This is a genomic window from Paenibacillus sp. GL_099_B, from assembly GCF_057835695.1.
Map to the genome: position 1 here is coordinate 3,769,011 of NZ_CM174430.1, position 12,144 is coordinate 3,781,154.

6 protein-coding genes are annotated in these 12,144 nt (G+C 44.5%); 2 read left to right on the plus strand and 4 right to left on the minus strand.

Annotated elements, in window-relative coordinates; genetic code table 11:
- Nucleotides 1–70: 70 nt before the first annotated feature.
- On the minus strand, nucleotides 71–6,454 hold the full coding sequence (locus AC3ITG_RS17145; protein WP_489250760.1) for a rhamnogalacturonan lyase family protein: 6,384 nt from the start codon (nucleotides 6,452–6,454) through the stop codon (nucleotides 71–73).
- 206 nt (nucleotides 6,455–6,660) lie between these two features.
- Here AC3ITG_RS17145 and AC3ITG_RS17150 point away from each other — a divergent pair, with 206 nt between their 5' ends.
- Complete coding sequence (locus AC3ITG_RS17150) at nucleotides 6,661–7,533, plus strand: helix-turn-helix transcriptional regulator (protein WP_489250761.1); 873 nt, start codon at nucleotides 6,661–6,663, stop codon at nucleotides 7,531–7,533.
- A 287-nt stretch (nucleotides 7,534–7,820) separates the two neighbouring features.
- Here the strand turns inward: AC3ITG_RS17150 and AC3ITG_RS17155 are convergent, their stop codons facing one another.
- The 3 genes from AC3ITG_RS17155 to AC3ITG_RS17165 all read right to left on the minus strand — a co-directional run bounded on the left by AC3ITG_RS17155 (nucleotide 7,821) and on the right by AC3ITG_RS17165 (nucleotide 11,001).
- Nucleotides 7,821–9,563 carry an ABC-F family ATP-binding cassette domain-containing protein gene (locus AC3ITG_RS17155; protein WP_489250762.1) on the minus strand — a complete coding sequence of 581 codons (1,743 nt, stop codon included), beginning with the start codon at nucleotides 9,561–9,563 and terminating at the stop codon, nucleotides 7,821–7,823.
- A gap of 659 nt (nucleotides 9,564–10,222) precedes the next feature.
- Nucleotides 10,223–10,669, minus strand: coding sequence for a nuclear transport factor 2 family protein (locus AC3ITG_RS17160; protein WP_489250763.1), 447 nt, complete (start codon nucleotides 10,667–10,669; stop codon nucleotides 10,223–10,225).
- Between the two features lie 137 nt (nucleotides 10,670–10,806).
- Nucleotides 10,807–11,001: a hypothetical protein gene (locus tag AC3ITG_RS17165; RefSeq protein WP_489250764.1), complete on the minus strand. Its 195-nt coding sequence runs from the start codon at nucleotides 10,999–11,001 to the stop codon at nucleotides 10,807–10,809.
- A 192-nt stretch (nucleotides 11,002–11,193) separates the two neighbouring features.
- On the opposite strand from AC3ITG_RS17165, the gene AC3ITG_RS17170 reads away from it, so the two are divergent.
- A complete protein-coding gene (locus AC3ITG_RS17170) occupies nucleotides 11,194–11,799 on the plus strand; it encodes a TetR/AcrR family transcriptional regulator (RefSeq protein ID WP_413379277.1) in 606 nt (201 codons plus the stop codon).
- The last annotated feature ends 345 nt before the right edge of the window (nucleotides 11,800–12,144 follow it).

Sequence of the window (12,144 nt, forward strand, 5' to 3'; positions counted from 1 at the left end):
CACTTTTTATATACTTACCTTACTTCGTTTTAATCACTTAATGTTAATGGAATGCCTCAAACATTTCAGCTTACTCTCGTACCGTCACGTTTAATTTGGATGATTTGGTTTCTCCTGAAGAATTACGAAGTACAGCTTCATACTCATAGATTCCAGGTACCCTTCCAGAAATTGCAGTAACCGCAGACTGTGCACTCGGCGTATGAGCTTGCAGCGATTGAGTGTCGATCAAAACGCCATTTTCGTAAAGTTCGTATTCGGTCGCGTTCGTTCCCCACCACAGATTCATGGTGACATTAAAGTTACCGTCACCGTCCCAGTTGTCGTTCGACAGTACAGATTGCCCCGGGGAAGCATCCGTGACGATGACTGTCAGCGGAACACTCGTGGTCGTACCCAGTGCATTGATCAATTCACCTGTATAAATATAGGTGCCATTTTTCTTTCCAGTAATATCAACTTTAACAGACTGGGCGGATGGGGATTGATCGACCAGAGAAATTTCCTTGATCAATTCACCATTCTCATACAATTTGAACTGATTGCCGTTATTGCCCCACCATAAATTCATCGTTACAGTATAGTCTCCGTCTTTGAGCCCCGTGTCGTAACCGTTATTGTCAGATAACACCGGAGTGCCAGGGGCCCCATTTGCTAGTGGGGTTGCCTGCTTGAGCCATTCTTCCAACTTAAGCAGCACATTTGCCTGCTCATCCGTAAATACGGTTCCTCTAGCTGCTTGAACGTCATTACCGTAGGCTGCAAGCAGTTGACGCGCCTTTGCTCCTTCATGATCGTTTGCTGCCTGGTTGGCTTGCTGTAAGGTGTTCGCAAGCTGATCAGCAAGAATACCGGCATTAGGATCTATCGATTCATCCGCAAAGGAATTGGTCAGATTGATCAGACTGTCGAACGTAGCAATAACCCCGAAACTATATTCAATTGTCTGTTCCCAGCCAGCCAAATCGGAGACGGTTGCCGTAACCTGGTTCAGGCCGGGTTCCAGTGTATACGCCGGAGTGTCCAGGAGCACACCCGTCGGTTCTGCCACACCGGATACCGTATCGGAGGCTGTATAGCCAATTTCCACGTGCTGATCAATGGTGTACTCGGTTTGCCCATGAATTTCAATGGTTGGAGGTACGAGATCAATGGATACAGACAAAGACTGTTCACTCTCTGTGTTACCGTCAACATCGACGCTCCAGTAGGTGATGGTATGTGTTCCTTCTTCAGTTAGGGTCAACTGCGTACCACTCACCGTTTCGCCACCATTGATTTTATAATAGGTCCCTTCGATTTCGGAATCTTCATCGGTTGCTGTTAAGGTTACTTGTACTGGAGTCGTATACCAGTCGTTCTGGGATTCTCCTTCCACAGTTGCCGTAGTATGCGGGGCTTCCTGATCAGGTGACTCCCCTTCCAGCGTGACAAAATCAGATAGCGGTATATTCAAATCTTTCACAAGACGTGCCACGAGTTCGGCTACCTTGATTGCACCATTCATCTGCAAGTGTGTATTGTCCTCAGTTGTACCTACCCACATGAATATCGATTTGGTTCCTTCTGTTCCAAGCTCCTGGAAATGCTCCCAACTGGCCTGGTTCAGATCAATGATGAGTGTTTCCGTTTCCTGCGCCGTTTCTTTCATCGCCTGTACGTATTCCGGGAAGCTCTTGTTCAGCACCTCTCCGGTAAAATCGCGACGGTTCACTGGCGTGACCAGAACCGGAATTGCACCTCTCTGCACAGCACCGTTAATGTATTCTTTCAAATATACTTTAAACTGCTCGGGTGTAAGATAACGCTCCGGACGTGACGGCGTGGAATCGTTATGAGACCACTGCATGAACAGATAATCGCCTTCATGAATGTCGAGCAAAATATCATTGAGATATCCGCCTACCAGGAAGGTTTTGCTGCTCAATCCTCCAACTGCCCGGTTATCAATGCTTACCTCATTCTGATCAAAATATCTCCCCAACGTTTCGCCCCAACCCGCTTGCGGACGATAATTCTCCGCGTAATTGGCCACAGTGGAATCACTAGCCAAATAAATTACAGGTTCATCGCTTGCGCTGTTATCTGGCAGGCGCTCCAGCTTCAGTGCATTGATCTTCGGTGCATTTCCGGTGAAGTCGAAATTAAAGACGCCATCGATCAGAGCAATGTCATACGTAATTTCTTTGAATTCGCCCTTGGCAATGGTTGTGAGTGGCAGCTTCGTCATCTGCTCTACAACGACATTCGCGCTGGTCGATTCTTGGGCATCCCCGATGGTCATCGTTACCCGGTAATTGGCCGGTTCCATTTCCACCAGGAAGGAGGTGCCGTTTACCCGTGTGAAATCCTCCTTGAGCGCATCTCCGGTTTCCCGGTTCTCATCTTTGGTTAGCGTAGTATCGGCAAAGCCATACCCATTACCTTCAATGTACGCTCTTTTTGCATCTACATTGGTGTATCCTTCGGCAGCGCCGCCTGAACCAAAATCAAATTTGTATTCGCTAATCTCTTCGCCCGGTTCACTTGTCAATGAATCTTTCGCCACAGTTAACATGTTAAACACATGATCAATTTGATTCTGAGTGGCATCTGTATTGAATATGGCTTCCGCAGCTGCCAAAGCCCGGTTCACTACTGCTTTCGATGCTTCTGTATAATCCGACAGATCCAGTGCTTTGATCTCATCGTACAGAGCGATTAAGGCAGCTTGATCGCCGCCCTCCGAAGGAAGCTCCGTGCCTTCAATTCGCACGTTGTCGATCTGCGTAGTCCAGTTCAGCGTGCCTCCACCGCCTTTTCTCGTCCCCAGGAACCGAATGGCTCTGACGTTGTCCGCATATACACCTGAACTCAGCGGGATATCTGAAATCGTTTGTGTAACTGTCGGATCCGCCAGATTCTTCAATGTCAGATCCAGTGTTTTCTTGGCAAAATTAACGGTTGCATCCACATCGACCCACTGGTTCTTGGAAATCTCTGTAGCCGTTCCCCCTTCGGGTAAGGCCGTATCGCCCGTACCGTAGTCCGGATTATATGCACCGACAAAATAATGAATTTTCGTGCTTCCGGTTTTCGTATACAGCGTGAAAAGGGCATTTTCGTTAGAATCCTGGACCGTGAGATGACCTTCTGACGGATAGGCACTCACATTACCGGATTGCCAGTCAAAGTTCACTTTCACCTGATCGCCGTTTACGGCATCGAACAGACGGAACACCTTGGCCCGATTGCCCGATCCGGACCCCGTAACGGACAGTACCTTATTTCCAGACTGTTCAACGACCGTACCCGTCATGGTTCCTGCAATACCCGTAGCATTGACCATCGCATACTGGTAGTCGGCGGCATCACCTTCAAAATCCTCCTCATATAGCTGGATTTCCGGCTCTGGTTCGGGTTCGGAAATATCCGGGTCGATGACCAGCGATGAAATGCTCAGCTCCATGTCTTTGACCGCGCCAGCAACGAGTCCGGCAATTTTCTGTGCACCATAGCTGCTGAAATGGGTATTATCGTTGATCCCATTCGGGTATTTTGGATATTCACCCGGATTAGCATAAAGGAACACTTTCTCCGTAGCTGTATTACCAATTTTATCGTAGTACGCAACACTTAACTTACTGAGATCAACTAGCGGCACGTCAAGCTCCTCTGCCACTTCTTTGGCAGCCTGCACGTATGCCGGGAAGCTGACGTTGAATTCCTGAGTCACCGTATTGAAATCTCTGCGTCCAACCGGAGTGATCAATACTGGTGTAGCGCCGCGCTGTTTGGCACCGTTTACATAACGAGCCAAGTAAATCTTATAGTCCTCCGGTGATGCATACCGATCCGGTATCCCTACACTCGCGTCGTTATGACCAAAGGAAATGAAGAAGAAGTCCCCCGGTTTGATTCGCTGCAGGATCGTGTCCAGACGGCCGTCTACCATAAACGATTTGCTGCTTCGGCCACCGATTGCATCATTCACGATGACTGCCCCATTCGAGAAATAACGTCCAAACTGCTGGCCCCACCCTTCTTGAGGAGCCTGCATTTCACTGTAAGATTGCATGGTTGAATCACCGGCCATATAGATCGTTGTTGCTGCACCGGCCACTTTCTCTGGATATTTCTCAATGAGGATATCCTGGATGTCTATGGCTGTACCGGTGAAGAGTAAATCGAGCTGCCCATCCACCAATGCAACATCATAGGAATATTCCAACGGTGCTCCGGCTGCAACATTGCTTACGGCGAGCTTTTGCACAAATTCGGATTTGACCCCGACGTTTGAGTCATGCGTATCGTTGCCCAAACGTAGTGTAACCTTATAGTTGGCATTTGGCAGGTCAACAGCAAATGTCGTACCTGTCGCAACCGAAACCTCATTTGCTCCTACGGTAACACCGGTTGTATCCACGAACCCGTATCCTGGATTTTGCGCGTAGAGCGTATCCTGTATGTTCGTACTTCCCGACGCAGTCTCTGTTCCGAAATTAAAGCGATAGACCGGCTCCGGCATTTCTGCTTCGCGAGTCAGCGCCAGATCGGCTTTAGGGAATGCGGTAGCTTCCGCTCCAAGATAAAAGCCGGTATGAGGCGGCTGGTTGTAGGCTACATTTTGCCAGGCTACGCCGAGTCGATACACAGGGTCCTGCATCAGCGTAGGGATGCGATAGTCTGTAGGAATGGTTGTTGTATAGAGACGATACTCCGAACTATCTTCGCTTCGCAGCAGAATTTCCTCACGCCAGTCGCCCAGAATGTCCGCCTGAAGCGCCGGATTCCCTTTGGTATGGTTGTTCGTTAACGTACCGGTCGCCCGGAAGATTTCATTTAGCTTTTTGTTTTCGTAATCCCATTTATAAATGAGCGGGATACCTTTGGCTGTACTGTTATCCCACTCGTGGTCAAACAGCTCACGCTGAAGATCTCCGTCCCACCAGATGGCGAAATTGGCAGTTTCGGGCCCTTCGTCCACCGTGTAGATAGCCTCTCCGGCAGCTGAATAGGTATTGGTTACGGGAACGCTCTGCCCATTGGTAATCGTTGTGGCCCATGATTCGTATCCCGGATAGTTCGGATCAATATCCGCCGACATCCCGCGACCGGTGTCAAAACCTGTTTTCTCTCCCCAGAGAATTTCACCTGTTGCCGCATCGCGCATCTCCAGTCCGTATGCAGCATCTGAATGCTCATGCACGCTTACCATCTGATAGCCCTCCCGGTTTGGATCGAGCTGACCGGCGTGCATGGCATCGCCGTGGCCGAGTCCGGTGCTGTACATCAAGCTGCCGTCATCGTCTATGGCTAGAGCGCCAAACATGATTTCGTCCTTGCCGTCATTGTCGACATCCAGCACACTTAGATTATGATTGCCCTGTCCTTCATACTGTTTTCCTGCTTCGTTTGTGTCGAAAGTCCAGCGCTTGACCAGCTCCCCGCCAACATAATCATAAGCAACAAGCACTGTGCGGGTATAATAACCCCGGCTCATTATGACACTTGGCTTCGTGCCATCCAGATAAGCGATGGCGCCAAGGAAACGGTCTACACGGTTGCCATAACCGTCACCCCAATCGCTGACGTTTCCTCTTGGCGGATCATAATTCACCGTGGACACGGCTGCGCCAGTCTCACCGTCAAACAGCGTGAGATATTCAGGCCCTGACAGTATGTATCCGCTCTCGTTACGGTAATCTTTCGTGCCGTCGCCAATGACCGTGCCTTGTCCGTCCTTCGTGCCGTCCGCCGTCTTGACCACAACTTCGGCCTTTCCGTTGCCATCGAGGTCATACACCATTAATTGCGTGTAGTGCGCTCCGGCACGGATGTTAACGCCCAGGTCAATCCTCCACAGCTTCGTGCCGTCCATTTTGATGGCATCGATATAGACATTGCCGGTATAACCTGCCTGCGAATTGTCCTTGGAATTGCTCGGACTCCACAGAAAGACGATTTCATATTCGCCATCGCCGTCCAAGTCAGCTACAGATGCGTCACCTGCATAATACGTATAGGTTCCACCGTCTTTGGTCCGACCGTCGGCCGGTTTATCCAGCGGAATAGGCAAATAATCATTATGCCAGACCGAGACAACTTCGGGCAGCATTTGCTCCTTTCCCGCAACGATAGTGGATATTTGGTACTGCGAGCTGTCGAAACCAGTGGTGTCCACATAGTTCGTCACGTCGCTTATGGGCGATGCGTTCACTTTGGTTCCATTTTTATATATATTAAAAGAGATATCATCAGGATCATTATTTAAATACCTCCAGCTTAAAAAAACACCGTTGTCTACAAGAACCGCAACCAGACCCCGGTTAAGATATTCTCCTTGGCGACCCGGTAGGCTAATTGGTGACTCTGCACGCACAGGCGCCGGGGGTATAACCAGTGAGATAACCATAAGGAGCGCTAATAAAGATACAAATATCGATTTCTGGATGGAAACAGTTCTTCGGTTCATCGGATTAAGTCCTCCTTATCGAAAAATTCATTTTAGAATCACAAGTTCGATCTGCCCTTCTGGTTGTCAAATGAACACAAACTACAGTCACCCCCTTTTTATGTTACCGCTTACATTTATCTTACAGGTCTAAAAAAAGACAGACAATCTAAAAAATGTGACGTATTATATAAGATAATTGACTTTTTTAGGAAGGAGATGAAACGATGGTTCATACGGTCTCTTATGCTTTTCGTAATGACGATACATCAATCATGACACTGGACTCTATTGGATGGCAGATCGTTTCTAGCGAGGAATATCGTTGTCCAAGTGACAATAGACCGGACCCGGGACACGTCGTTTTTCAATACACGCTTAATGGTCAGGGTTATCTGGATATTGAAAATCAAACGATTCCTTTACCGAAGGGACATGCACTACTTGTTAAAATCTCCGGAGAACATTGCTATTACTATAAGCAAGAGAATAACGAACCATGGGAATTTATATGGATAAACATTCGAGGGGATGAAGCCAACCGAATTTGGGATATGATCCATGATATTGAAGGACATGTCATTCGACGAAACGCGGACTCTCCTTTGATTCAAGAGTTATGGCAAATTATCCATTTGATTCATCAAGAGAAAGTTACGGACAAGTATCGCTTGTCCGAGCAAATCTATCGGTGGTTGCTTATCCTAGTGCAGACGAGTCGGGATGCGGAGAAGGATATCGGTGCCCTTTCAATAACAACAATTGAGAAATGTAAAAAATTCATCCGAGAGAATTATGCAGCTCCATTGACGCTGGATCTGCTGGCCAGCCACTGCGATATCAATAAACACTACTTGTGCAGATTATTTCAGAAATCCGAGAAAACATCACCGCTAGCCTATCTCAAAGACAGACGCATTGAGGTTGCAATTCGACTACTCCGCACGACGGAACTTCCGATTTCCCAAATTGGTCAACAATGCGGCTTTGAGAGTCCCAGCTATTTCGGCAAAGTTTTTCGGCAATATATGTCCATGTCGCCTAAAGAGTATCGCATGAATAAGTTAGAGTTTCCTTACGAGGCCATTTATTATGAATAGCCAAACTCGCTGTTTGCGAGGAATCTTTCAAGCTCTTCACGTTTAATCTTCGGCTTCATATAGAAGTAGACATAAAGAAAGGAATTCAGGTATACAACTATCATAGATAGGAACATATTCTTATGATTGGATTTAGACATGCGGTTTTCAGTTGTACCGATAATATAAAAAAAGCCGCTAAAATAGCGACTTTCAATGGAACAATGTTCTTGCACCTCGGCAACTATAGCCCTTTTTGCTGTAACTGACTTCACTTTCTTGTAATCATTTCAATCAGAGAGCTGTAATTAAAGCAACTTAATCAGCTCTTCTAGCTCATCAACCAATACTTTTGCAAGTTCAAAATTAGTATCTTTCAAAGCCAATTCTATTTTCATTTCAACAGACTTTTTCTTTTGTTCAGTTTCTAGATAGTCTTCATTAAAATGACTCGCATAAATCATCTGTCTAAATTCTAGTATACTCATTTTACTAATCGTCTTGTCCTCAATAATTAAAACATAATCCATACCATTAACAACAGAATAGAAATCATGAGAAATCATGAGAATCGCACCTTTGTAGTCCTCAATAGCTTTCTCCAATGCGATTTGTGTATAGATATCTAAATGGCTTGTCGGTTCATCAAGAAGCAATACGTTTGCTTGACTGGCAGAAACTTTAGCCAATTGAAGCATGTTTTTTTCTCCACCAGATAAAGACTCTATCTTTTGATCAAGAATTTCTCCTTCAAAGCCATAGTTTGAAATAAATGATCTAATCTCATCATAAGTTTCAAACCCAGCCTCGATGAATTCATCTAATATTGTATTGGAATCCTTTAGCATCTCGCCTTGAACCTGAGATAAATAAGCCACGTTAACATCATCAGCATTTATTTCAATGGAATCCTGATTATTTTTAAAGATTTCTCGGAGTAAAGTCGTTTTCCCGGTACCGTTTGGACCGATCAGGGCTACTTTATCTGTCGATTTGATCTCGAAGTTCACATTTTTCAAAAGCAACTCGTCAAAGGAAACGCTATAATTATTGACGTTAACCACAACGGTGTCTTCCATTTCCTTATCGATACCAAAACTGATATTCGGCTGCTTGATATCGACAAATGGCTCTTTTATTCGACGCGCTTCCAATCTCTCTTGAAACTTAACTCTGGCTTTTAACGCTCTGCCTCTGGAGGCTTCCGAATTATACGTGGCGATCTCTCTAAGATTGTCGATGATGTGATCGTATCTCTCAATTTCTTCAGCTTCAGCAACCGCGATTTCTTGCAGTTCGATCTTAGTCTGAAGCAGCGAGAAGTTATAATCGATATATCGCCCGTCAAACTCTTGGATCTCCGTGTTTTCAAGGTGTATAATTTTGTTGAAACAATGATTCAATAGATATCGGTTGTGCGTAACAACTAGCAGCATTCCCTTGTGGGAATTAATCAATTTTTTAAGCGCATTTAGGTTTTCAAAGTCTAAAAATACATCGGGTTCGTCCATGATCATTAAGTCCGGACGACTAAGCATTTCCTTCATCACTTGAATGAGTTTGAATTCCCCGCCGCTTAATTCGGATACATTAAGATCTTTTAGCTTCATGAGGTTGGCCAGGTTTAGCTGCTTATTAATGGTGTTTTCGAAATTATCCCCATCCATCGCCTCGAAGGCATCCAAAGCCAATTGAACCTTTTCCAGCAGCGAATCCATATCCGACGTGGTGGCCATTTCCGCATAAAGGGCTGAGATTTCATCTTGTATCTTGATGAATTCTTCTCCGATATATTCAAAAACGGTCATTTCTTTCGTTTTATCTACTTGCGAGAATTGACTTACATACCCGATTCTGCAATCCGGGTCTATCTCTAGCTTGCCCTCGAACAAATATCTTTCAGGATCCATCAGTATATCGATCAGTGTACTTTTCCCACTGCCACTTGTTCCGATAAAAGCGCAATGTTGTGCCTCTTCAAACGTAAATGAAATGTTGTTATATAGTTCTTTTTGTGGAAACGAGAAGGATAAGTTATCAACTTTTATCATAGTGTTACCTTTCTTTATAACTAAAATGGTGAGTATTTTGTAATGTATTGTCGAACACAGACTTTTAGAGTAACACTGTTTACCCCCAAGTTCAATTCATTGTTGCTCTTACCCTCACTTCGAAGTTCTAATACTTTCTATAGAATGATGACTTGTTGGACGATTTTCAGAATCAATCATTGCTTACGATAATGAAGATCCATCAAAAACGACTGAAGAAGCAGCAGCCTGGACGTTTATCCAATCCCATGAAAATACATCAAAAAAATCATGACAACGATCCACCCTACACATATTATGGGACCAAGCTTTGTGCCTTGGCACAAGGATATGATTTATGCCATGCTAGGATCAACACGACCAGTACGCTTCCCACTCCCAGTCACGTCATTTTTTCTTTCAGCATTCTCATGATCATCTACTCCTTATCTGTTTATAATGAACATATAGTTGATGATCTCTTTGCAATGTTCATCTTTTCCGTATGTATAACTGCTCCACACGGTCATTTAATTGTACTGAATAAAATAAGCGTTGCTACAGCAACGCTTCTATATCTTTGAAGGGAGAATTTATCACTCAAGTACATTTCGCGATGCGAAAGACATCACCGTAATTAAATTCGGTGATGTCTTTCTTGAAATTCAATTGGGCCAAACTCAAAACCTGCTGTTCGAATTTTTTCGTTTTTCTGGCGGCAGTATGGCCTCTACGACGTCCCAATGTTCGGCGATTTTACCAATCTCCACGCGGAACAAATCATAGAAAGCAGTAGGTTGACCGTCGAGGAGACCTTCACTTACTGTAAGCACAAAATCACCTTGCCCAATCACTTGATGGACATGAGTATATTCAAATTTAATGTTTTTTTCCTTCAGCGCCTGCAATGCAACATGGAGGCCGGAAAGGCCGTCTGCAATATGCGGACTATGCTGAATGTAATTATCACCATCAAAGTAAGAAGCTAGCAGGCCGGGATTCTTCCCAAGCAAGATGTTTTCAACATAGCTTTTGACAAATTCTTTGTTAGCATCTGTCTTGTCAAGATCCTTTATCGTTACCGGTCCGTCAATCATCGTATGATTGCTCGGTGTCTTTCCTTCCATCTCTTGCATATTATCCCAGTGTTCAACAATCAGCCCATCCTTAAAACGGAAAATATCAATAATGATTTTCGGGCCAAAAAACTCATATACGGAATGAAGTACCACATAATCCCCGTCGACCAAAGCACGCTTAATACTTACTTTTGTACCAATTCCTTTAAGTGGTCAAGTGCACCAAGCATGGCCGCACGACCATCAGATAAGCCTTGATTGTGCTGAATATATTGATCTGGATGAACGTGAGCCGTGATCGCTTCAGGGTTGCCGCTCTCAAAACTATCCAGCACGGCGACTGCCTTACGAACAAGCTCATTTTGGTTCTTTGATGTCATTTGTATATCCTCCTGAATTTTATAGTCACTAGATAAATAATGAACGTTATGTTGTTTATTTATCTATCGCTCATTATAATAGTGGGTAATACCAAGCTCAATATTCAATATTTTTAATTTTGAAGGATAACAGACATCTCAACAAATTTTGTCGCTTAACTGCTTAAAATAAATTAAAGGGGACAGAAAATAATGAATAAGAAAACCGACCTAAGAATACTTCGCACGAAGCAATCGGTTCGAAAGGCGTTTTATGAGCTTATTCAGGATAAAGGATATGAAGCGATAACGATTCAGGATATTGCCGATCGGGCTATGATCAATCGAAATACATTTTATCTTCACTATCAAAATAAACCCGATTTATTAGATACATGTATAAATGAATTGTTAAGCGAACTAAAGGATGCCGTCATTCTTTGTCCCATCAGCATGAATCCCTTCAGTATTTCTATACTTGAGACTGTCATGCAAACTGTACTGGAACATATTTCTCTCAACACTACCTTTTACAACGCCATGTTAATTGAAGAGAATAGAATCTATCAGTTTCGAGCAAAAATGGAGAATATCATTAAAGACAAATTAAATGAGGGGTGGAGTCCTATTCAAGGACAATCCCATTTAGTGATATCCAAAGAGTTGCTGCTCGAATATCTCGTATCGGCTTTCATGGGGATTGTCATTTGGTGGATTAAAAATGATCAGCCTCTTCCTGCGGATGAAGCTGCATCTCAGTTTAGTAGAATTGTTACCTATGGGCATTTGAAAGCTGCCGGCATCCACCTCGAGGAATAAAATTAGCGAGGGGCGCTATTCTGCCAGTTAGTTTAATAAAAAGACAGCCGATCATGTTGGTCGTCTGTCTCCTTCGTTGTATTGAGCTATCGTTTCCCGTTAGCTTCAAGATATATTTTCACCCACGCTCCCATTGGAGGGCGTCGTTCTCATTGAATCATCGAACATGTTCTTGTCCTTTTCGGCAATCGGTACAAGTTCTTGTCTTTGGCTTGGGACACGGAGTTGAATGAATTTGTGCTAAGACAGCACTGCCTCAATATTGGGGTCCATTCCTTGACATATTATTTTGTGTATTTTTTGTCTTTGGATATTGTCGCAAAATACGTTGTTGCCTACTTCCTT

What these genes read in the sequence shown, in the direction of transcription:
- AC3ITG_RS17145 (WP_489250760.1), bottom strand. Translation starts at nt 6,454, where the DNA reads ATGAACCGAAGAACTGTTTCCATCCAGAAATCGATATTTGTATCTTTA.
- AC3ITG_RS17150 (WP_489250761.1), top strand. Translation starts at nt 6,661, where the DNA reads ATGGTTCATACGGTCTCTTATGCTTTTCGTAATGACGATACATCAATC.
- AC3ITG_RS17155 (WP_489250762.1), bottom strand. Translation starts at nt 9,563, where the DNA reads ATGATAAAAGTTGATAACTTATCCTTCTCGTTTCCACAAAAAGAACTA.
- AC3ITG_RS17160 (WP_489250763.1), bottom strand. Translation starts at nt 10,669, where the DNA reads ATGGAAGGAAAGACACCGAGCAATCATACGATGATTGACGGACCGGTA.
- AC3ITG_RS17165 (WP_489250764.1), bottom strand. Translation starts at nt 11,001, where the DNA reads ATGACATCAAAGAACCAAAATGAGCTTGTTCGTAAGGCAGTCGCCGTG.
- AC3ITG_RS17170 (WP_413379277.1), top strand. Translation starts at nt 11,194, where the DNA reads ATGAATAAGAAAACCGACCTAAGAATACTTCGCACGAAGCAATCGGTT.